The 21,408-nt window shown below is 66.2% G+C and carries 24 protein-coding genes; 8 read left to right on the forward strand and 16 right to left on the reverse strand.

Features of this window, described 5'->3' with window-relative positions:
• Positions 1-67 precede the first annotated feature (67 nt).
• The 3 genes from MYCSP_RS14405 to MYCSP_RS14415 are packed head-to-tail and all read left to right on the forward strand — an operon-like array spanning position 68 to position 3,200.
• Positions 68-1,276, forward strand: coding sequence for an acyl-CoA dehydrogenase family protein (locus MYCSP_RS14405; RefSeq protein ID WP_088414108.1), 1,209 nt, complete (start codon positions 68-70; stop codon positions 1,274-1,276).
• Positions 1,273-2,445 (forward strand): acyl-CoA dehydrogenase family protein, encoded by a 1,173-nt coding sequence (locus tag MYCSP_RS14410; protein WP_088414110.1) that lies wholly within the window; start codon positions 1,273-1,275, stop codon positions 2,443-2,445. The genes MYCSP_RS14405 and MYCSP_RS14410 overlap by 4 nt, the downstream gene beginning before the upstream one ends.
• Positions 2,442-3,200, forward strand: a complete 759-nt coding sequence (locus tag MYCSP_RS14415) for an enoyl-CoA hydratase (protein WP_088414112.1) — start codon at positions 2,442-2,444, stop codon at positions 3,198-3,200. The genes MYCSP_RS14410 and MYCSP_RS14415 overlap by 4 nt, the downstream gene beginning before the upstream one ends.
• Here MYCSP_RS14415 and MYCSP_RS14420 read toward each other — a convergent pair.
• Positions 3,197-3,802: a GNAT family N-acetyltransferase gene (locus MYCSP_RS14420; RefSeq protein ID WP_088414114.1), complete on the reverse strand. Its 606-nt coding sequence runs from the start codon at positions 3,800-3,802 to the stop codon at positions 3,197-3,199. The genes MYCSP_RS14415 and MYCSP_RS14420 overlap by 4 nt on opposite strands.
• 84 nt (positions 3,803-3,886) lie before the next feature.
• Positions 3,887-4,108, reverse strand: coding sequence for a hypothetical protein (locus MYCSP_RS14425; protein ID WP_083015751.1), 222 nt, complete (start codon positions 4,106-4,108; stop codon positions 3,887-3,889).
• A gap of 119 nt (positions 4,109-4,227) precedes the next feature.
• Between MYCSP_RS14425 and MYCSP_RS14430 the strand changes: the two genes are divergently transcribed.
• Positions 4,228-4,560: a hypothetical protein gene (locus tag MYCSP_RS14430; protein WP_088414116.1), complete on the forward strand. Its 333-nt coding sequence runs from the start codon at positions 4,228-4,230 to the stop codon at positions 4,558-4,560.
• On the opposite strand, the gene MYCSP_RS14435 is transcribed toward MYCSP_RS14430, so the two are convergent.
• From MYCSP_RS14435 to MYCSP_RS14455, 5 genes are all read right to left on the reverse strand, one after another.
• Positions 4,561-5,868, reverse strand: coding sequence for an MATE family efflux transporter (locus MYCSP_RS14435; RefSeq protein ID WP_162266370.1), 1,308 nt, complete (start codon positions 5,866-5,868; stop codon positions 4,561-4,563). It abuts the gene before it with no gap.
• Between the two features lie 19 nt (positions 5,869-5,887).
• On the reverse strand, positions 5,888-6,883 hold the full coding sequence (locus MYCSP_RS14440; RefSeq protein WP_088414118.1) for a DHH family phosphoesterase: 996 nt from the start codon (positions 6,881-6,883) through the stop codon (positions 5,888-5,890).
• A complete protein-coding gene (gene rbfA / locus MYCSP_RS14445) occupies positions 6,864-7,340 on the reverse strand; it encodes a 30S ribosome-binding factor RbfA (RefSeq protein WP_070910613.1) in 477 nt (158 codons plus the stop codon). The genes MYCSP_RS14440 and rbfA overlap by 20 nt, the downstream gene beginning before the upstream one ends.
• Before the next feature lie 36 nt (positions 7,341-7,376).
• Complete coding sequence (gene infB, locus MYCSP_RS14450) at positions 7,377-10,100, reverse strand: translation initiation factor IF-2 (RefSeq protein WP_088414120.1); 2,724 nt, start codon at positions 10,098-10,100, stop codon at positions 7,377-7,379.
• Positions 10,101-10,188: 88 nt separating this feature from the next.
• Positions 10,189-10,506 (reverse strand): YlxR family protein, encoded by a 318-nt coding sequence (locus tag MYCSP_RS14455; RefSeq protein WP_088414122.1) that lies wholly within the window; start codon positions 10,504-10,506, stop codon positions 10,189-10,191.
• Positions 10,507-10,636: 130 nt separating this feature from the next.
• Here MYCSP_RS14455 and MYCSP_RS14460 point away from each other — a divergent pair, with 130 nt between their 5' ends.
• Positions 10,637-11,131, forward strand: a complete 495-nt coding sequence (locus tag MYCSP_RS14460; RefSeq protein WP_157886189.1) for an META domain-containing protein — start codon at positions 10,637-10,639, stop codon at positions 11,129-11,131.
• 11 nt (positions 11,132-11,142) lie between these two features.
• Here the strand turns inward: MYCSP_RS14460 and MYCSP_RS14465 are convergent, their stop codons facing one another.
• The 5 genes from MYCSP_RS14465 to rimP form a co-directional block, all read right to left on the reverse strand.
• Positions 11,143-11,574, reverse strand: a complete 432-nt coding sequence (locus tag MYCSP_RS14465; RefSeq protein ID WP_088414126.1) for a hypothetical protein — start codon at positions 11,572-11,574, stop codon at positions 11,143-11,145.
• A complete protein-coding gene (locus MYCSP_RS14470; RefSeq protein ID WP_088414128.1) occupies positions 11,571-12,761 on the reverse strand; it encodes a globin domain-containing protein in 1,191 nt (396 codons plus the stop codon). The genes MYCSP_RS14465 and MYCSP_RS14470 overlap by 4 nt, the downstream gene beginning before the upstream one ends.
• Before the next feature lie 4 nt (positions 12,762-12,765).
• Positions 12,766-13,179: an RrF2 family transcriptional regulator gene (locus MYCSP_RS14475; RefSeq protein WP_070910618.1), complete on the reverse strand. Its 414-nt coding sequence runs from the start codon at positions 13,177-13,179 to the stop codon at positions 12,766-12,768.
• Positions 13,180-13,249: 70 nt separating this feature from the next.
• Positions 13,250-14,245: a transcription termination factor NusA gene (gene nusA, locus MYCSP_RS14480; RefSeq protein WP_070910619.1), complete on the reverse strand. Its 996-nt coding sequence runs from the start codon at positions 14,243-14,245 to the stop codon at positions 13,250-13,252.
• Positions 14,242-14,811: a ribosome maturation factor RimP gene (rimP, locus tag MYCSP_RS14485; RefSeq protein WP_088414130.1), complete on the reverse strand. Its 570-nt coding sequence runs from the start codon at positions 14,809-14,811 to the stop codon at positions 14,242-14,244. Before rimP ends, nusA begins: the two co-directional genes overlap by 4 nt.
• 139 nt (positions 14,812-14,950) lie before the next feature.
• Here rimP and MYCSP_RS14490 point away from each other — a divergent pair, with 139 nt between their 5' ends.
• Together MYCSP_RS14490 and MYCSP_RS14495 are read left to right on the forward strand one after the other, a co-directional pair.
• On the forward strand, positions 14,951-15,424 hold the full coding sequence (locus tag MYCSP_RS14490; RefSeq protein WP_088414132.1) for a hypothetical protein: 474 nt from the start codon (positions 14,951-14,953) through the stop codon (positions 15,422-15,424).
• Positions 15,421-15,894: a ferritin-like domain-containing protein gene (locus MYCSP_RS14495; RefSeq protein ID WP_083015776.1), complete on the forward strand. Its 474-nt coding sequence runs from the start codon at positions 15,421-15,423 to the stop codon at positions 15,892-15,894. The genes MYCSP_RS14490 and MYCSP_RS14495 overlap by 4 nt, the downstream gene beginning before the upstream one ends.
• A 31-nt stretch (positions 15,895-15,925) precedes the next feature.
• Here MYCSP_RS14495 and MYCSP_RS14500 read toward each other — a convergent pair whose 3' ends face one another.
• Positions 15,926-16,414, reverse strand: coding sequence for an SRPBCC family protein (locus tag MYCSP_RS14500; RefSeq protein WP_070910623.1), 489 nt, complete (start codon positions 16,412-16,414; stop codon positions 15,926-15,928).
• Positions 16,414-18,156 (reverse strand): proline--tRNA ligase, encoded by a 1,743-nt coding sequence (locus MYCSP_RS14505; RefSeq protein WP_088414134.1) that lies wholly within the window; start codon positions 18,154-18,156, stop codon positions 16,414-16,416. The genes MYCSP_RS14500 and MYCSP_RS14505 overlap by 1 nt, the downstream gene beginning before the upstream one ends.
• Positions 18,157-18,272: 116 nt before the next feature.
• On the opposite strand from MYCSP_RS14505, the gene MYCSP_RS14510 reads away from it, so the two are divergent.
• Positions 18,273-18,629: a hypothetical protein gene (locus tag MYCSP_RS14510; protein WP_070910625.1), complete on the forward strand. Its 357-nt coding sequence runs from the start codon at positions 18,273-18,275 to the stop codon at positions 18,627-18,629.
• On the opposite strand, the gene MYCSP_RS14515 is transcribed toward MYCSP_RS14510, so the two are convergent.
• On the reverse strand, positions 18,626-20,149 hold the full coding sequence (locus MYCSP_RS14515) for an MFS transporter (RefSeq protein WP_070910626.1): 1,524 nt from the start codon (positions 20,147-20,149) through the stop codon (positions 18,626-18,628). The two genes, MYCSP_RS14510 and MYCSP_RS14515, sit on opposite strands and share 4 nt — an antisense overlap.
• Before the next feature lie 39 nt (positions 20,150-20,188).
• Positions 20,189-21,385, reverse strand: coding sequence for a uroporphyrinogen-III C-methyltransferase (gene cobA / locus MYCSP_RS14520; protein ID WP_070910627.1), 1,197 nt, complete (start codon positions 21,383-21,385; stop codon positions 20,189-20,191).
• Positions 21,386-21,408 lie beyond the last annotated feature (23 nt).

Consider the following 21,408-nt stretch of genomic DNA (forward strand, 5'->3'; position numbering starts at 1 on the left):
AAAGACAATCCGCGTGACGCCATGCCCCACCCACCGGTTAGTTCGTGTGCGCGTGTATACGTAAGTCATGCCAGTGACGTCATCGGAGCCGTCTAGCGCGCTACGCGAACGCATCGCCGCCGCCGCGCACGAGGTTCTCGCCAAACACCCCCCTGCCACGACGCCGGTCACCGAACTGCTGGGAGCCGTCTACGACGCAGGCTTGGCCTGGGTCCACTTCCCGGCCGGCCTGGGCGGCCTGGACGCCCCACCCGCGCTACAGGCCGTCTCGGACACCATTCTGCGTGCGGCGGGTATGCCAGACCCCTTGTTCGTCAACGTGATTGGCTACGGCATGGCGGCACCGACAGTGCTCGCACACGGACAACCCGAACTGACCGAGCGCATTCTGCGTCCACTGTTCACCGGAGAGGAACTCTGGTGCCAGCTGTTCAGTGAGCCGGGTGCCGGTTCCGATCTGGCCGGACTGGCCACCCGCGCGGTGCGCGATGGCGATGACTGGGTGATCAACGGCCAGAAGGTGTGGACCTCGGGCGCCCATCAAGCTCGCTGGGCACTGCTGGTGGCGCGGAGCAATCCGGACGTGGCCAAGCACCGTGGCCTGACGTACTTCGTCGTCGACATGACCGATCCCGGCGTCGAGGTTCGCCCGCTGCGCCAGATGACCGGTGACGCCGAGTTCAACGAGGTCTACCTCACCGACGTCCGCATCCCGGACGCACAACGTCTGGGCAACGAGGGCGATGGCTGGCGGGTGTCGATGACCACGCTGATGAACGAGCGCAGCGCATTGGGCGGCGCCTTCGATCACGGCCGCGGGGGCGGCTCGATCGGCAATGCCTTGAACCTCTGGAAACAGCGCCCCGATCTGCACACCCCCGAGCTGCGCGCCAAACTGACGAATCTGTTCGTGCGCTCGGAAGGCAACCGCTACGGCACCCAGATGCGAATCGCCGCCCAGGGTGATGCGCCCATGGGCCCGGAGGGATCGATCGGCAAGCTGATGGGCGCCGAGCTCAACCAACAGATCTACGACTTCTGCGTCGAACTGCTGGGCATCGAGGCCACCCTGTACGCCTCGTACGACATGCGGCGCGTCGTCGAGGACGATCGTCGTGCCGACACCATGTGGGCCTTCCTTCGCTCCAAGGCCAACACCATCGAAGGCGGAACCTCCGACGTGATGCGCAACATCATCGGAGAACGCGTTCTCGGATTGCCCGGCGATATCCGGGTCGATACCAACAAAGCCTGGAAGGACGTGCCCCGCGGATGAGCGCCAGCGAAGACAATCAGACCCGGATGAGCGCCAGCGAAGACAATCGGACCCGGACCAGTGAGTTCGAGTTCACCGAAGAACACGGCGACCTGCGGTCATTGGTGCGCAGTTGGTGCGAGCGCGTCTGGACCCCCGAGCATGTACGCGAGGTCCTCGACACCGGGACCATTGACGTGGACGCCTGGCGTGCGCTGGGCTCAGAACTGGGCGTGGTGGGCCTGAGCCTGCCCGAGGAGCACGGCGGCGGCGGCCTCGGCGTGATCGAATTGTCCATTGTGGCCGAAGAACTGGGACGCGCGTTGGCGTGTCTGCCGTGGGTCTCCAGTGCCGCCTTGGGCGCCACCGCCCTGGTGGCCAGCGGCGACAACGACGTCCTGTCGCAGTGGGTGCCCGCGCTGGCCTCCGGTGACAAGACCATCACCTTGGCCGGCGGCCGCACCCGGCTGTCCGACGCTATTACGGTGTCGGCCGAATCCGACGCCGACGGATGGAAACTCACCGGCGACACCGAGCACGTTCCGGACGGCGCCACCGCCGACCTGATCCTCGTTCTGGCCGACACTGATTCGGGTCCAAGCCTTTTCGCAGTGGATGGCGATGCGCCCGGTGTCGACAGGCACGCGTTGGCCACGCTGGACCTGACCCGCGGTCAGGCCAACATCCACTTCGATTCCGCCCCCGCGCGCTTGATCGGCCAGCCGGGCCGCGGTGCGGATGCCGTGGCCACCGCCCTGGATGTCGCGGCCACCGTGCTGGCCGCCGAGCAGGCCGGCATAGCCGCCCACATGCTGGATGTGACCACCGAATACGCGAAGTCCCGGATTCAATTCGGACGGATCATCGGGTCATTCCAGGCCGTCAAACACCGCCTGGCCGATATGGCCGCGGCGACGGGGAACGTGCGCGGCGCCGCCTATCACGCGGCATGGTCCCACGACGATCCGAGCCTCGACGATCCCGCGCTGGCCACCAGCATCGCACAGCAAGTGGCTTCCGCCGGTGCCGTCGAGGTAACCGCCAAAGCCATCCAGAGCCACGGCGGCATCGGTTTCACCTGGGAGCACCCGGCCCACCTGTATTACAAGCGCGCCGTAAGCAATTCGGCCCTCTTCGGGGGGCGCGCCGTACACGCCGAACGTATCGCCGAGGAGGTAATCGACGCATGACCGAACCAATTCTGTTGACGCAGACCGAAGACCGTATCTGCACCATCACCCTGAACCGGCCGCAGGCACGCAACGCGTTGAGCAGCGCGCTGGGCGAAGAGATCGTCAAGGCCGTCACCGCGGCCGACGCCGACGACAACATCGACGTGATGATCCTGACCGCTGCTGACCCGGTGTTCTGCGCGGGCGTCGACCTCAAGGAGCTCGGCAGCGGCGACCGCGCCGAATCACTCGACCCGTGGTGGCCCGAGCTATCCAAGCCAGTCATCGGCGCCATCAACGGCGCCGCCGTGACCGGCGGCCTGGAGCTGGCGCTGGCCTGCGACATCCTCATCGCCTCGGAAAAGGCGCGTTTTGCCGATACCCACGCGCGCGTTGGCATTCTGCCTACCTGGGGGCTGACCACCTTGCTGCCGCTCTCGGTGGGGCGTGGCCTGGCACGTCGCATGAGCCTGACGGGCGACTACCTGTCCGCTGAGGACGCGCTGCGCGCAGGCCTGGTGACCGAGGTAGTGGCCCACGAGGAGCTGCTGCCCGCCGCCAAGCGCCTCGCCGCCACGATCACCGGAAACAACCAGCCCGCGGTGCGCGAGCTGCTGGCCTCCTACCGCCGCATCGAGTCCGAGCTGATCGGCAACGGACTGCAGGTCGCCCTCGACGATGCTCACCGGTGGATCGACCAGAACTCCATCGCCGAGGGCGTGGAGGAGCGGCGCGCCGCCATCATGGAGCGGGGCCGCAGCCAGAACGCCTAGCGCTCGAAGCAGTACAGGGCGATTCGGCGATCCGGTCGGATATCGAACTCGCCCAGAGCGGTCCACTCGAGACGAGCAAGCACCTTGTTGATCGGACGGTTCTCGGCCGCCGGATCAGCCATCATCCGCCGGCATCCCGGATCAGCGGCGAACACTACGAACGGCAGCAACCGGATCCATCCCGAGATGACGCCTCGGCCCAGATGCTCGGTGTCGGCTGTCGCGATGTGAAATCCGGTGTCGTGCGGGTGAGCGTCGTATACGCCCGCTATCTCGTCACGTGCGGCACGGTAGAGCTCGACGTAACCCACCTCGGCACCATCCACCGAGAGGATGCAGGGCAGCGAATAGTGTCCGGCCAGCCGGTACGCGGAGTCCTCCCGCCAGCGTGCCGCCGGCCATGCTTGCTCCCAGGTCTCGACCAGGTGTGGGCGGGCGAACCATTCACTGAGCATGTCCGGGTCAGACCCGTCCGGATCGACTCGGCGCAGCCGATAGCGGGTCCCCTCCAGCAACGGCAGTGGCGGAGGTCCGGCCGCGGCAACCTCGTCGGCCACCTCGGTGATCTCGCGCTTGACGCGGTAGCCGGTGGAAGAGTTCATCGGCCGGCGGCTCCATTCGATCTGCAGACCTAGCTTTGATAGGCCCACATTCTATGAGTGTCGACCGAGGCGGCCCGTCAACCCCTACATCAGGTGCGGAGTCTCCTTATGGACCTTGTGATCGTGGTGCACTGTGCCCCCGACTATCGCGAACCCGAGCCCTGCAGTCACCAGTAACACGACGGCCGCGACCATCCCCCAGCCGTGATGTCCGGAAGCCAATGCCGCCAAACCCAACGCGGTGATCGTGACCGATACCAGACCAAGGAAGTAACCGGTCCACACCGCAAATCGATCTAGGTTCATGTCGAAACACCTCCTCATCCAGCGTCTCTCCAGAGTACTCCGCAAGTGACATGGATCACATAGCCGAGGTTTGGGCAAACCCCGATATCATCGGACGAGCAACACGAGCAGGGGGAAACATGTCGTATCCACAGCAGTATCCGGCCGTCGCGCCCCGATACTTTCAGGTCCGGCTGACCAAGCACACCGGGATGCTGATCATGTTCAGCACTCGCAGCTACACCATCACCGGAACGCTAGAACAGTGCGAAGCTGCCTACCGCGACGCGCAGACCCATAACCTGGCGGCCGGATGGTGGAGCTTCCTGTCCATCCTCGTCATGAACTGGGTCGCCATCTTCGGAAACATGGGACAGATCAAGCAGATTCGGCGATTGGCCGCGCTGCCCCCGGCCTATCAGAACCACCCACCCGTGGGATACCCGCAGGCCGGATACCCGCAGGCGTACTGATCACGATCCGGTGCCCGGCACGGCCCAGCGACCCGACAGGGCACGCCAACCGACCAGCACCAGCCGCAGGACCAGGAAAAGGCTCAGCCCAGACCAGATTCCGGCGAGCCCCCACCCGAAAGCCAGCGACAACCACACCAGCGGCAGGAATCCGCACAATGCACTGATCATGGTGGCGTTCCGCATGAACCGGGCGTCGGCGGCGCCCAGCAACACCCCGTCCAGGGCGAAGACAAGACCGGAAATCGGCAACTGACACACCAGGAACCACCACGGCACCCGCATCTGATGCAACACCGCGGCATCGGAGGTGAACAGCCCTGGCAGTACCGGAGCGCCGAGCGCCAGCAGTACCGCCAGCAGCACCGCGAACCCCAGCGAGAAGATCGTCACGCGCCGAGCCACCGACTTCGCCTCGGGCACCAAGTCCGCTCCCAACGCGGCGCCGACGAGAGTCTGCGCCGCAATCGCGAGGGAATCGAGAACCAGCGCAAGGAAGCTCCACATCTGCAGGACCACCTGATGCGCCGCCAACGCCGCGGCACCGAACCGAGCCGCCACCGCCGCGGCGCTGATGAAGCAGGCTTGAAAGGCCAGACTGCGCACCAGCAAGTCGCGCGCCAAGACCAGCTGCGCACGCAGCACCGGAGGATCCAGCCGAAGCCGCGCGTGTTCGGCGTACAGGGCTCGCAGAAAGAGGACCGCGGCCAACCACTGCCCCACCAGGTTCGCCACCGCCGACCCGGCCAACCCCATTCGGGGGGCACCGAGCAGTCCGTATATCAGCACCGGGCACAGCACCGCCGAGACCGCAAAGCCGACAATCACATAGCGCAGCGGCCGGATGGTGTTCTGCACGCCGCGCATCCATCCGTTGCCTGCCAGCGACACCAAAATGGCGGGGGCCGCAAAGATCGCGATGCGCACCCAGGTCAGACCCTGCGCTGCCACATCGGGCGCCGCCGCGATGGCCCGGACCGCTGGCCCCGCCACCGCATTCACCACGAGCACCACAGCGGCGCCGATAAGCAGTGCTAACCAGGTTGCCTGCACGCCCTCGTGGACGGCACCGGAGCGATCACCGGAGCCGAAACGTCGTGCCGCACGCGCAGTGGTGCCGTAAGACAGGAATGTCAGCTGTGTCCCGACGAGCGAAAGGACCAGCCCCCCAACGGCCAATCCGGCCAGGGGCACGGCGCCCAAGCGGCCCACCATCGCGATATCGAACAGCAGGTACAGCGGTTCGGCAGCCAATACACCCAATGCGGGTACCGCCAGGGCGATGATTCGGCGAGCCAGGCCGGACATCCCGGCCGTGCCGGTGGCGTCAGTCAAGGGCGCGAACCAGCGCCGCCACCACTTCGCCGACCGGACCCGTCGCGGAGAACCCGGCAGCCAGCCGATGGCCACCCCCACCGAAGGTGGCCGCTACCGCGGAAAGATCGACCGCAGAGCGGGCCCGCATCGATATCGACCAATGGTCCGGCTCGATCTCCTTGAACACCACCGCAACCTCGGCCTCGGTGGTGGTGCGGACGATGTCGACGATCGACTCGACTTCCTCGGTGCGCGCGCGAGACCAGACATCGTGGGTGACAACGGCATACACCAATCCCGCGCCCCCGACGGCATCGGGAATCAGCTCCGCGGTGCCCAGCACACGCGACAAGATCGGCAGCCACACGAAGGGGTGCGAATCCATGAACGTGCGGGTGATGTTCACACCGTCGGCGCCCAAGTCCAATAGCCGAGCGGCCAGCCGGTGTCCCCGTGGGGTGGCCCAGCGAAACGAACCGCTGTCGGTGACCAGACCCGCGTACAGGCAATGCGCCATCTCGGCAGTGATGTCCACTCCCCATGCATCGAGCAGCCGAGCCACCATCATGGTCGTCGAATCGGCCTCGATATCAATGTAGTTCGCGGTGCCGAAGAGCTCATTGGATACGTGGTGATCGATGACCAGCACCGGAACTGGGCCGTCGAGCAGCTCGGCGAGCTGACCAAGTCGCCGCACGCTGGGGCTGTCGACCGTGACCACCAGATCTGGATCCCGGCGTATCTCCTGCGGTCGAATCAGCAGCTCGACGCCCGGCAGGGTGCCCACCGATTCCGGCGGGGCGGCCGGGGCCCCAAAGCTGACCTGGACGTCAACGCCCTTGGCCACCAACGCCTGTCCGAGTGCCAACCCACTGCCCACGGTGTCGGCGTCGGGGTGCACATGGCAGATGATCACCACCTTGCTGGCCTTGTTCAGCAAGGCCAAGGCGCCCATTTCGTCTACGCGTGCCCCCACGGCACCCGTCTCAATCGGGACGGCGCTCATCGTCCTCGTCTGGGGCCGGGTCCTCGGCCGGAGATGCCTTGTACGGATCGGCGTCGCCGGCATGCACGGCCCCCTGCCGAACCTCGGCGAGCGCGGCATCGGCCGCGCGCGTCCGGTCCAGCAGTTCCTCCATGTGCCGGGCCGAATCGGCCATGGTGTCGAGCACGAAGGTCAGGGTGGGCGTGAACCGCACCCCTGTCCCAGCACCCACCTTGGTCCGAAGCACACCCTTTGCCTTTTCTAGCGCAGCCGCCGCGCCGGTGAAATCCGGCTCGTCGGAAAGAGTCTGCCCCATCACGGTGTAGTACACGGTCGCATCGTGAAGATCGTTGGTCACCCGAGTATCGGTGACCGTGACCATCGTCAGCCTCGGGTCCTTGATCTCGTACTCGATCGCCGAGGCGACGATGGCTCCGATCCTCTTGGCCAGCCTGCGTGCGCGGGCGGGATCAGCCACTACCTACACCTGCCCCGTTGTCTTCGCTGTGCTCATTTAGACGCGTTCCTTCTCACGAAGCTCGTACGCCTCGATGACGTCGCCTTCCTTGATGTCGTTGTAGGTCAGCGTCAGACCGCACTCGTAACCGTCGCGGACCTCGACCACATCGTCCTTCTCACGCCGCAGCGACGAGATGGTGACCGTCTCGGCGACAACGATGTTGTCGCGCAACAGTCGGGCCTTGGCGTTGCGCCGGATGATGCCCGAGGTGACCAGGCAGCCGGCGATGTTGCCGACCTTGGATGACCGGAACATCGCACGGATCTCGGCGCGACCCAGCTCGACCTCTTCGTAGACCGGCTTGAGCATGCCCTTGAGCGCGCTCTCGATCTCGTCGATGGCCTGGTAGATCACCGAGTAGTAGCGAATGTCGACACCCTCGCGGTTTGCCAGCTCGGTCGCCTTGCCCTCGGCTCGCACATTGAAGCCGATGATGATGGCGTCCGAGGCCGAGGCCAGGTTGACGTTGGTCTCGGTCACACCACCGACACCACGGTCGATGACGCGCAGCTGCACCTCGTCGTCGATCGCGATACCGAGCAACGCCTCTTCCAGCGCTTCGACGGTACCGGCGTTGTCGCCCTTGAGGATCAGGTTCAGCTGACTGGTTTCCTTCAGCGCGGCATCCAGATCGTCCAGGCTGATCCGCTTGCGGCTACGTGCGGCCAACGCGTTGCGCTTACGCGCGCTGCGCCGATCGGCGATCTGCCGGGCGATGCGGTCCTCGTCGACGACGAGCAGGTTGTCGCCAGCGCCGGGCACCGACGTGAAGCCGATGACCTGAACCGGACGCGACGGCAATGCCTCTTCGACATCCTCGCCGTGCTCGTCGACCATGCGCCGCACGCGACCGTATGCGTCACCGGCGACGATCGAGTCGCCGACCCGCAGCGTTCCACGCTGGATGAGCACCGTGGCCACCGGACCGCGACCGCGGTCCAGATGGGCCTCGATGGCAACACCCTGGGCTTCCATGTCCGGGTTGGCCCGCAGGTCCAGAGCGGCATCCGCGGTCAGCAGCACCGCTTCGAGCAGCTGCTCGATGTTGGTGCCCTGTCTGGCCGAGATGTCGACGAACATCGTGTCGCCACCGAAGTCCTCGGCCACCAGGTTGTACTCGGTGAGCTGAGCCCGGATCTTGGCCGGATCGGCGCCTTCCTTATCGATCTTGTTGACCGCCACCACAATCGGCACGTCGGCCGCCTGGGCGTGGTTGATGGCCTCCACGGTCTGCGGCATGACGCCGTCGTCCGCTGCCACCACCAGGATCGCGATATCGGTGGCCTTCGCACCGCGGGCACGCATGGCGGTGAACGCCTCGTGACCGGGGGTGTCGATGAACGTGATGGGGCGCTCGTTGCCGTCGTGTTCCACGGCGACCTGGTAGGCACCGATGTGCTGGGTGATGCCGCCGGCCTCGCCCTCGCGGACATTGGCCTTACGGATGGTGTCCAGCAGGCGGGTCTTACCGTGGTCGACGTGACCCATGACGGTCACCACCGGCGGACGCGTCCGCAGGTCCTCTTCGCCGCCCTCGTCCTCGCCATAGGTCAGGTCGAACGACTCCAGCAGCTCGCGGTCCTCGTCCTCGGGGCTGACCACCTGGACGACGTAGTTCATCTCGCCGCCCAGCAGCTCCAGGGTCTCGTCACCCACCGACTGCGTGGCGGTCACCATCTCGCCGAGGTTGAACAGCGCCTGCACCAGCGACGCCGGGTTGGCATCGATCTTCTCTGCGAAATCGGAGAGCGACGCACCGCGCGCGAGCCGGATGACCTCACCGTTGCCGTGCGGCAACCGGACGCCACCGACAACCGGCGCCTGCATGTTCTCGTACTCGGCGCGTTTCGCCCGCTTCGACTTGCGACCACGCTTCGGGGCACCGCCGGGACGGCCGAACGCACCGGCCGCGCCACCGCGCTGACCGGGACGGCCACCGCCGCCACCACCGCCGGGGCGACCACGGAAGCCGCCGCCACCAGCACCGGGAGGACCACCCGCGGGAGCGCCGGCACCGGCGCCGCCACGGTAGTTACCGCCGCCGCCACCGGGGCGACCGGCTCCGCCGGGACGGGGACCGCCACCGGGACGGGGGCCACCACCCGGACGCGGTGGGCGCGGGCCCATGGACCCGGGCGACGGACGCGGAGGCATATTGCTCGGGGAGGCACCACCGGGGCGCGGAGCTCCGGGACGCGGTGCCTGCGGCCGCGGCGCGGGGCGCTCAGCCGGCTGCGCCGAGGAGAAGGGGTTGTTGCCGACGCGTGGCACGCGCGGCGCACCGGGCTTGGGGCCAGGCGTCGCGCCCGGACGCGGGGCCGGTGCGGGTGCCGGAGCAGGTGCGGATGCTTCCTCAGCCGGGCGCGCCGCAGCGGCCGGCTTCGGAGCAGGAGCCGGGGATGCGGCGGGAGGCTCCGGCGCCGGAGGCGCCTCGACGACCGGCTCCGCAACCTTCTTCGGCGCGGGCTTGGGCGCACCGGGCTTGGGGCCGGCCTTCTTGGGAGGAGCCGCCGTCTCGGCGGCGGCACCGTTGGACGCGGCGGGTGCGGTCTTGTCGCCGCCACCGAATGATTCACGAAGTCGCCGCGCGACGGGAGCTTCCACCGTCGATGACGCGGACTTCACGAACTCGCCCTGATCGCTCAGTCGGGCGAGAACTTCCTTACTGGTCACACCGAGCTCTTTTGCTAACTCGTGTACCCGGGCCTTGCCTGCCACTGCTCTCCTGTCTGCGAGGCAGCGACTTCAGGCGCCGTGCCTCGTGTTAGCTGTGATGGACGATCATCATCGACGCTTCACGGTGTGCTCATTGTTCGTTGTTGCCAATCTCTTGGTATTGCTCAACATGTTCGAAGACCGCGGTGGTATCCGGGTTTCCGGTGATCCGAAGCGCTCGCGCGAAGGCCCGCCGCTTTACCGCCAGCTGGTAACACTGCGTCGACCGGTGCAACCACGCACCCCGGCCGGGCAGCCTATGACGGAGATCGACCACTACGTGTCCATCATCCGCAGCAACCACACGAAGCAGATCTGCAGCCAACTCTCGCCTCCGGCACCCCACACATGTTCGCACCGGTTTACCGGTCTGGGCATGTTCGAACGCCGAAGTCTCGCGCTGGATCACGGCTTAGTCTACCGTCCGCGACACCTTATTTATGAATCGCCCCACAGCCACCGGATGTAATGGCCCGATCCGGGATATCGATACGTCAATCATCGTCCCCGATATCTCGAGGCCACACCGAAGGCAGGGCATGAAATTCGCTGAAAGAACCTTCCTACGCACGTTCACGTTCCTGGCCGCATTGGTCGGTGCCACGTTCGTATTGGTCGTCGTGACCCAATCGCAGGCAACCGCCGATCCCCATCCCGGTCTGACCGACACGCGCTGGATCTTGACTGCGGAGACCGTCGACGGCGTGACCACGCCGTACACCGGCGCCGAGGCTTTCGTCGAACTTCACGGCGGCGCCGCCGACAGCCCAGAGGCCGAGAACGTACTCACGCTGAGCGGTAGGGACGGCTGCAACAACATGACGGCGACCGTCACACCACAGCCAGGCACGAACCGGCTCTCATTCGGAGGCGTCGCGTCCACCAGGATGTTCTGCCCACCGCCCACCGCCGAACAGCAGTTCGCTCGCGTGTTCAGCGGTGATCGGGACTATCGCGTGCTCGATGGCGTGCTGATGGTCACCGATCCCGACACAAGCGATAACTGGACATTCCATGCCCAGCCCGGGCGGTGACTAAGCCCGGCTCAGCTGATCGCCACCACGGCCGCCACCACACCGATCAACGCCACCGCCTTGAGGCATTCGGCCGCCACATATGCCAGATGCAGACGGCTGCGCCCGGCATATTCGGCTCCGTCGCAGATCGCATCAGTCCGCCTCATCATGGCCGGCCGCACCGCCAGCAGCTGGACTCCCAGGCAGAGGCCCGCGGCGGCGGCCGCGCCGATCGCGGCCGCGGGTAGGTCACCCACCACTGCCAGCAGCACCATGATCACCGTCAGCACGCACTCCACGGCGTTGAGAGCACGGAACACCAGGCGACCTATCCCGAGCCCCACCTGAATCGTCACTCCCGGCGCCCGGAACTTCAGAGGCGCTTCCAGGAACGAGATCGCCACCACCAGGCCCAACCAGAACGCGGCCAGCGCTACCGCCAGCACGTCCACGCGCGTCATGCCACGGCCGAAGCCAACGGACCGAACAGCTCGTGGTTGATCTGCTCCTGCGGGATACCGAGCGACACCAAGTCGTCGTTGATCGCCGACATGAACGGCCGGGGACCACAGACGAACACCGTCGAGGTGAGGTTGAGTGGCAACCGGTTCAGACTCATACGTCCAATTCCATCAGCCGGATGCTCGACATGTGCCCGTTCGTACCAGGTGTGCAAACGGCCCGCGGGCAGGCGGCCCACCAGATCGGCCAGCTCGCGCCGGTAGGCGTGCGCCGCCGCCGACTGGTCGGCGTGGAGGACCACGACCTCTCGCGGCGACTGCGTGGCGACGAGCTCTTGGAGCATGCCCATAATCGGGGTGCAGCCGATGCCTGCCGACACCAGAACCAATGGGTCTGCCGAATCGTCGAGCGTGAACTCGCCCATCGGCACGGAGACCCGCAACTGCTGACCCTCGAACACGTTGTCGTAGATGAAATTCGACACCTCGCCCGCCGGCGCGACGCCGCCGTTCAGCCTCTTGACCGCGATGCGCCAGTCGCCTTCCTGGGTGCCGCGCGACAGACTGTACTGACGGATCTGCCTCGCCCCATCCGGCAACGTGACCTGTACCGATATGTACTGGCCCGGAAGGAAACTCGGTAATTCGCCGGATGTCGCACGCAGATCGAAACCGGCGACGTCGGCCGACTCCAGCTGACGATGCACCACGGTGGCTTGCAGCCACACATCACCCGGAGCCACTCCCGCGGCGTCATAGAGCGCCTTCTCACGCGCGATCAATTCGTCGGCCATCAGCCAGTAGAACTCGGTCCATGCCTTCGCGACCTCGTCGGTCACCGCATCACCCAATACCTCCGCGATCGCGGCGAAAAGATGCTCGTAGACGATCGGGTACTGCTCGGCGACGATGCCCAACGAGGCGTGTTTGTGAGCGATCCTGTCGAGCACCGAATCGTATTGAGCACCATCACCTTCCAGTATCAGCCCGGCGAAGGCCGCGATCGATGCGGCGAGTGCCTTCGGCTGCTCCCCCGCCGCCTGGTTGCCTCGGTTGAACAGATCGCGAAGCAGCTCGGGGTGTGCCGCAAACATCTTGGAGTAGAACAGCGGCGTGATCTCGCCGATCGCACCTGCCACGGCGGGCAGGGATTGACGGATGACTGCCAGCGACTCTGCTGATAGCACTTGACTACTTCCTTTCCATTGTTGGACGGGCGATTTCAGCCACAGTCCACTGATCGAGGTCCGCGAAGAAGGCCTCCTGCGCCGACCGCAGCGCATCCCGCAGGCGACAGCTGCGCCGGAGCGGGCAGGGGTTGGCTCCCTCACAATCGATGACCTCGCCGCTGGGCTCCAATCGCCGGGCCAGCGAGCCCACGCGACGATCGAGCCCGTCGCGGGTGATGCACACTCCCCCGTGCCGCCCCCGGGTCGAGGCGATCACGCCCATTTCCGAAAGCCGGGCAACAACTTTCGTGGCATGCGTGTAGGAAACGCACAGTTGGTCGGCAAGGTCACCGGTGTGCAGCTGGGCATCCGGCCCTTCGACGGCCAGCCGCATGACGATGCGCAGGCCCAGGTCGGTGAATCGTGTCAGTTGCACATAACTTGTATATGAGATGCAAGTTATGTGCCGATAGGGACTTTGGTCAGTACCTGTGGGCGCCCCGGCGCTATTCGGCGGGGTCTGCGTCGCTTCTGATGTCGATGCGCCATCCGGTGAGCCGCGCGGCGAGGCGAGCGTTCTGCCCCTCCTTGCCGATCGCCAGCGACAGTTGGAAATCGGGAACGATGACGCGGGCAGCCTTGCCCGCCTCGTCGATGACCGATACCGACACCACCTTGGCGGGCGAAAGTGCGTTGGCGACGAATCGCGCGGGATCGGGGTCGTAATCGATGATGTCGATCTTCTCGCCGGACAGCTCGCTCATCACGTTGCGCACGCGCTGGCCCATGGGACCGATGCAGGCCCCCTTGGCGTTCAGGCCCGCGACCTTCGAGGCCACTGCGATCTTGGACCGGTGGCCCGCTTCACGAGCGACCGCGACGATCTCCACCGAACCGTCGCTGATTTCCGGAACCTCCAGCGAGAACAACTTGCGGACGAGATTCGGATGGGTGCGCGAGAGGGTGATCAACGGCTCGCGCGCCCCGCGCGATACGCCAACCACGTAGCACCGCAACCGGTCTCCATGGTGGTACTCCTCGCCCGGCACCTGCTCGGCCGACGGGATGACTCCTTCGGATCCCTTGGTCTCGCTGCCCATGCGAACCACGACCAACCCCCGCGCGTTGGCTCGGGCGTCGCGCTGAATCACTCCACCGACGATCTCGCCTTCGCGCGTGGAGAACTCGCCGAACTTGTGCTCGTTCTCCGCGTCGCGCACGCCCTGCTGGAACACCTGTCGCGCGGTGGTGGCCGCGATACGGCCGAATCCCTCGGGTGTGGCGTCCCATTCGGTGATGAGATTGCCGTCCTCGTCGGTCTCACGGGCCATCACCCGGACCACACCCGTCTTGCGATCGATCTCGATGCGCGCGTTGGGCTCATGCCCGTCGGTATGCCGGTAGGCGGTCAGCAGCGCCGACTTGATGATGTCAATCGCCTCATCGACCGTGATGCCCTTGTCGGCGGCCATCAGGTTTACCGCTGCGGGATCGATATTCATGCGCCACCTCCGGTTTCGGCTGCCCCAGCCAGATTGAGTTCCTGCGGGTTCGGCGTGGTGAACTCCACCTGCACGATCGCGCTCTCGATGTCCGAAAACGCCAGATCGCGCACCATCCAGCCCGTGCCCTTGACGGGTTTGCGCAGCACCACCTGCACCCCGTCGTCGTTCGTGATGCCGATGCGACCCAGCAGATCTTCGCCGTCGGTCAGGCGAATCTGCGCAAGCCGCTTGTGTGCCCGCCGGAAATGGGCGGGCGTGGTGAGCGGCCGGTCGACACCCGGTGTGGTGATCTCCAGCTCGTACGCATCCCAGCCGGTATCTGCCTCGTCCAACAGCACCGACGCGGCGCGGCTCAGCGCGGCGACCGCGTCCAGGTCCACCGGCGCATCCGAATCGATCACCACCGTGATGCGCGACGGCCTGCCTTCCCCGGCGCCCTCGACAACGACCACACTTTCGATCTCGACACCGGACCGGGAGAACTCCGGGCTGAGCAACTCGATCACCTGGTCGTCGCATGGCAGCCCTTCCGACGAGTCACTCGGGTGAAGAGGATCCGGCATGGCGTTTGTGGCTCCTCATCTTGAGTTGTCGGACGTTCGGCTTGCACACACTAGTCGGACTCTCGTCCTGACCAGCACTCCACCTTACGCCCGGCGAGGGCTGTCATGCGCCAACCGCACACACTGGCAGGATGGGCGAATGTCCAGAAGCCTGTCGCGCCGCGACCTGTTGATCGGAGGCGCCGCGCTCGGCGTCACCGTCGTGGCCGCCGCGTGCCAGCAGACACCCGACACCAAACCTGAGGTGGACGACCTGCAAGCGCAGATCGATTTGGCGGTCCGGGACGCGGCCTCCGCGACCGCGGCGGCGGGCACCAACGCCGAGCTGGCCCCCACGCTGAACTCGATCGCCGGTACCAGGAGCGCCCACGCAGCGGCGCTCACCAGGGAACTGAAGCGCATACCCGGCGCCGACGCGACTGTCCGCTCCAGCACCAGCGCCACAACCACCGCACCGCCAGCACCTCCACGGGTCGACCAGATCAAGTCTCAGCTCAAGGATTCGGCGCGCTCCGCGATGGACCTGGCAACCACACAGGACGGATACCGCGCCGGGCTGCTGGCCTCGATCAGTGCCGCATGCGCCTCCGCCGCGGAGGTGGATCTGCCATGACGACAACCGAGCCCACCCCGCAACCGGCCGCTGCAGGCGATGACACCGCGCTGGCCAACGCGCTGGCCAACGAGCACGCCGCGATCTACGCCTATGGCCTGGTATCAGCGCATTCGGTGCCCGACAACAACTGGCTGGTAACCGAATGCCTCATCGAGCACCGGCAGTGCCGGGAAGAGTGCATTGCCAAGCTGCGCGGCCGTCCTGTCTCCGCACCCGTGGCCGCCGCCGGCTACAAAATCCCGTTCCCGGTGAGCACGCCCGCCGATGCCAGCAAGCTGGCGCTGCAGGTTGAGACCGACACCGCGACGTGCTGGCGCGCCGTCGCCGAGCAGGCCGACAACGCCGACGATCGCAGGTTCGCGGTGCGCATGTTGACCGAGAGCGCGATCCGCGCGGCTCGCTGGCGGGTAGCCGCCGACATCACGCCCGCGAGCGTCGCATTCCCAGGCGGACCCGAGAAGGTCTGACCCTTCTGCCGCGACACGGCAGAGACGTCGGTCAGGCGAAGTGCTTCTGGGTGTCGCTGATCAACCCGGACAGCCCGCGGCGAATCACCGGCTTGAGGTGGCGGGTGAATCCGAGCGAGGGCTCGATGAAGAAGCTCCAGGTGAACAAGGAACCCGTCGCCGTGCCCACCACCTCGTAGAGCTCACCGAAGCGCTTGGTCCCCGGGAAGGTCGCCGTCTCGACGGTGAACGCATTGCGATACCGCTCCGGGCTCTCCTCCCACACGATGAACCGCTCGTTGACGGCTGCACCGGGCAGAGCAAGCTTGGCGGTACGCGTGGAGCCCACGCCGCGCGGCTCCGGAGACGTCCAGCTGATCTTGTTGATAGCCTTGCACCAGTGCAGCGGGCTTTCCCCATTGAGTTCGGCCCAGACCGTTGCCGCATCCTTGGGCAGCGGCGTGGAGAACGTGTACACGAAATCGCTTGTGCTGAAATCGCTTTCGACCAGCGGTTCGAGCTTAAAAGACGGCATACCCATTACCTTATCGCCTGTGTGACGGACGCCACGGCGTCGGCCACCGCAATGGGCTGCGTCTCCCCGGTGAACCGGTTGCGCAGCTCGACGGTCCCGTCGGCCCAGCCGCGGCCGATCACCACGATCCAGGGCACACCGAGCAACTCGGCGTCCTTGAACTTCACGCCCGGGGAGGCGGTCCGATCGTCGAGCAGCACCTCGTGGCCCAGGCGGTCCAGTTCGGCGGCCAGTTCCTCGGCCCCGGCCCGTGCCGCCTCGTCCTTGTTGGCGATCACCACGTGCACGTCGAACGGCGATACCGCCGAGGGCCAGCGCAGCCCCAGCTCGTCGTGCTGCTGCTCGGCGACGACGGCCACCAGCCGTGAGACGCCGATGCCGTAGGAGCCCTGGGTGAGCCGCACCGGCTTGCCGCTCTCGCCGAGAACATCGACAGTGAATGCGTCGGTGTACTTGCGACCCAGCTGGAAGATGTGGCCGATCTCGATACCGCGCGCCGACACCAGCTGCCCGGCACCGTCGGGCGAGGGGTCACCGTCACGCACTTCGGCGGCCTCGATGGTGCCGTCCGGGGTGAAGTCGCGGCCTACGACGAGATCCACCACATGCTTGCCGGGCTCATCGGCGCCGGTGATCCAACTGGTGCCCTCGACAACCCGCGGATCCACGAGATAGCGAACACCGTTGGCGATCAGCGCCTTCGGCCCGATGTATCCCCGTACCAGGAACGAATGCTTGGCGAAATCCGCATCGCCCAGCATCTCGTATTCGGCGGGCTCCAGCGCGGCGCCGAGACGTTTGTCGTCGACCTCGCGGTCGCCGGGCACGCCGACGGCCAACAGCTCCCAGTCCCCGCCGGGCTGGCGCACCTTCAGCAGAATGTTCTTGAGGGTGTCGCCCGCGGTGACCACTCGGTCCAGACCCGCGGAGTTGGCCCAGTCGACCAGGGTCGCGATGGTCGGGGTGTCGCCGGTCTCGTGCACGACGGCCTCGGGCAACCCCTCGATGGGCCGCGCCGGCGGTGCCGGAGTGATGACCGCCTCGACATTGGCCGCGTATCCCGATTCCACGCAGCGTACGAAAGTGTCTTCTCCGGTGGGGCTTTCCGCAAGGAACTCTTCAGAAGCGCTGCCACCCATGGCCCCCGAGGTGGCCGCGACGATCACGTAGTCCAGGCCCAGCCGGCCGAAGATCCGTTGGTATGCCTCGCGGTGGGCGTGGTAGGCCGCCTTGAGTCCGTCGTCGGAGGTGTCGAAGGAGTAGGAGTCCTTCATGACGAATTCCCGCCCGCGCAGGATGCCCGCCCGGGGGCGCGCCTCGTCCCGGTATTTGGTCTGGACCTGGTAGAGAATGACGGGGAAATCCTTGTAGGAGCTGTACTCCCCCTTTACGGTGAGCGCGAACAGCTCTTCATGGGTCGGGCCCAACATCATGTCGTTGTCGCGGCGGTCCTTGAGCCGGAACAGCGAATCGCCGTACTCGGTCCATCGGTTCGTGGTCTCGTACGGTGCGCGTGGCAGCAGGGCGGGCAACAGGATCTCTTGGCCGCCAATGGCGTTCATCTCTTCGCGGACGATGTTCTCGATCTTGCGCAGAACCCGCAGCCCGAGCGGTAGCCAGCTGTACACGCCCGGCGCGATGGGGCGCACGTACCCCGCGCGGATCAGCAGCTTGTGGCTGGGGACCTCGGCGTCCGCCGGGTCGTCGCGCAGCGTGCGTACGAAAAGCTCGGAGAGCCGGGTGATCATTGATGAGCCTCTCGGGCGAAGACCATGTTTTCGTTGAGCCTCTCGGGCGAAGACCGTCAGTTACGGTTGCACAGCATATCGGCGCGCCACCGAGGCCCCCGGCTAGCATCAATCGCATGCGTACGTGGGCGGTCATTCCGGCGGTGGCGGTACTCGGTATGGGATTCGCGGCGCCGGCCGATGCGGCCCCGGCCACTGTCAAATACTCGCTGTCGGCCATCGGAATCGGGAACGCCGACTTCACCGTCCAATACCAGGACGGCGGTCAGCTCCGTGAGGAGTCCGGACACACCTTCGCCGGGTACTACTGGGAGCGCACGGTCAAACTCGACGGGCCGCCCGTGCTGCGAGTCACCGCAGCGGGTGCGCCCAGCGTCTTCCGGATGTCCTGCCACATCACCGTGAACGACGGCATCCCCGTCACCAACGGACTGCTGTTCCGCGCCGGGGACTACACCCCGCAGGACTGCTAGGCCTGCTCGAGCTCGTCCTCGTCCAGACCCTGGTCATGCGCGGCCTGCGCCTTCTGTGCGTGCGCCACATCGGCGGCGCTGTAGGTGATGAACAGTGCCGCCACCCCCACGAGCACGGCGGTGCCGGCAATCCACAGCAGGCCGTATGTGTAGCCGTGGTCCAGGGCATGCAGCTGTGCTTTGTTCATGTTCTGCACCGGGCCCGTCGCGCCGCCGAGGTACAGCGTGCGCGAGGTGATGATCGCCTGGATGATCACCAGAACGATTGGCCCACCCAGGTTTTGCAGCATGAGGGAGATGGCGGACAGCGGTCCGATGCGGTCGGCATCCACTCCGGTGATGGCCGACAGGACCACCGGCACCACGATGGTCCCGATACCGAGCCCCCCGACGAAGATGAGCGTCGCGAAGTCCGGGAAGTACGCGATGGTCCGGTCGACCGTGGAGCCGTAGAGCATCGCACCGAACACGACCACACCACCACACAGGATCAGCACCCGCGGCGCCATGCGCGTGACAAGTTGAGAGGACAGTCCCAGGCCGATCCCCATGCCGACAACGAACGGAATCGCCGAGACGCCGGTCCGCAGCGGGCTGTACTTCATCAGATCCTGCATGTACAGACCGATGGTGATGGTCAGGGTGAAGAGCACGCCTCCGGCCAGGAAGATCGCCGCGAAGGTGGCGACCCGGTTGCGGTCCGCGAACAGGCTGAACGGCACCACCGGATTCTCCGCGGTGCGTTCGACCAGAAGGAAGGCGATCAGCAGCGCCGCGGCCGCGATCAACGACACGATCGTGTACGGCGAATCCCAACCGCGGTCGGGGCCCTGGGTGAAGCCGAACACCGCCGCGGTACAGCCCAGCGTGGCCAGCACGGAGCCCGCCACATCCAGCTTCATCGGTTCGCGTTCGGTCTCGGTCAGCGACCGCACGGCCAGGTAGATCATCAGCGCACCGGCCGGCACGTTGATCAGGAAGGCAAGTCGCCAGGACACCTCGGCCAGCGCGCCGCCGACGATCAGCCCCGCGATGGAACCCACTCCCGTCATGGCGCCGAACACCGCAACCGCGGCGGTACGCAGCGGCCCCTTGGGGAAGGTCGTCGCAATCAACGCCAACGCGGTGGGCGACGCGATGGCCGCACCCACACCCTGGATCAGACGGAAAACGGCCAGACCGATGTCCTCTTGCGCCAGGCCCACCCCGATCGAAGCCAGCGTGAACAACGCGATGCCGCCGATGAAGACCCGCTTGCGTCCGAAGGTGTCGCCGAGACGACCACCCAGCAGCATCAGTCCACCGAAGGACAGCATGTACGCGGTGATGACCCAGCTTCGGGTGGCGTCGTTGAGGTGCAACTCGGCCTGAATCTTGGGCAGCGTGACAACCGCGATGGTGCCGTCCATGGTGGCCAGGAACTGCATACCGGCGATCGCGATGACGGCATACAGGTAGTGCCGGGATGGCAGAAGTTCGCGCGCCTTTTGAGTGAGCTGCTCGACGCTGAGGCCAGACATGGAGGACACCTTACCGGCCTCTTAACGTCGCTTTAGAGATCAGAAGGCGCCGTAAGCGGCCACGGGACCGATCACGATGATCGCCGGCGGCCTGACGCCCTGCGAGCGAATGCGTTCCGGTGCGGTGGCCAGGTCTGCGCGCAGTACGCGTTGCTCGTCGGTGGTGCCATGTTGCACCACCAGCACCGGGGTATCCGCAGGTCGACCGCCGTCGATGAGTACCTTCGCGAATTGCTCGATGCGCTCGACCGCCATCAACAGCACGATGGTCCCCTTCAAGGCAGCAAGCGCGTCCCAATTGACTAACGATTCCGGATGCCCCGGTGCGACGTGTCCGCTGACCACCACGAACTCGTGGTTCACCGCACGATGGGTGACGGGCACGCCTGCCGCCGCAGGCACAGAGATCGCGCTGGTCACGCCCGGTACAACAGTCACCGGTACACCGGCCTCGGCGCAGGCCAGGACTTCCTCGTAGCCGCGCGCGAAGACGAACGGGTCGCCGCCCTTGAGACGGACGACGAACTTGCCCTGCTGGGCCCGTTCGATGAGCACCCGGTTGATCTCCTGCTGTGCCATCGCACGCCCGTACGGAATCTTCGCGGCGTCGATGACCTCGACGTGAGACCCCAGATCGGCGAGCAGCTCGGCGGGCGCCAGCCGGTCGGCGACAACCACATCGGCCTGCGCGAGGAGTCGGCGTCCGCGAACGGTAATGAGATCAGGATCACCCGGCCCCCCGCCCACGAGCGCGACGCCTTCCGGCTTTACCTCGGCGATTTCGGTGATGAGCCCGCGTTGCAGCGCCTCGTGGATGGCAGAACGCAGCGCCGCCGAGCGCTTGTGCTGCCCACCGGTCAAGACACCGACCGCAATGCCGTCGTGATTGAACGATGCGGGTGTGACGGCCGTGCCCTCCCGGGCGGAATCGGCCCGGACACAGAAGACGTGGCGCCGCTCGGCCTCGTCCACGACCGCGGCATTGACTGCCGGATCGTCGGTACAGGCGATGGCGTACCAGGCGCCCTCAAGGTCGCCGTCCTGGTACGGCCTGAGGTTCAGGGTGATCGAGGCCATGCCTTCGACGGCCGGAGTCGCGTCGGGGGCAATCACGTGCACATCGGCACCGCTGGCGATCAGCAGGCCGAGACGCCGCTGCGCGACGGACCCGGCGCCGACGACCACGACCTTGCGTCCGGTGAGGCGGAGGCCGACGAGGTAGGCGTCATGAGTCACCGCGCGAGTTTACGTGGACGCGG

The sequence above is a fragment of the Mycobacteroides saopaulense genome (assembly GCF_001456355.1).
Lineage (GTDB): Bacteria > Actinomycetota > Actinomycetes > Mycobacteriales > Mycobacteriaceae > Mycobacterium > Mycobacterium saopaulense.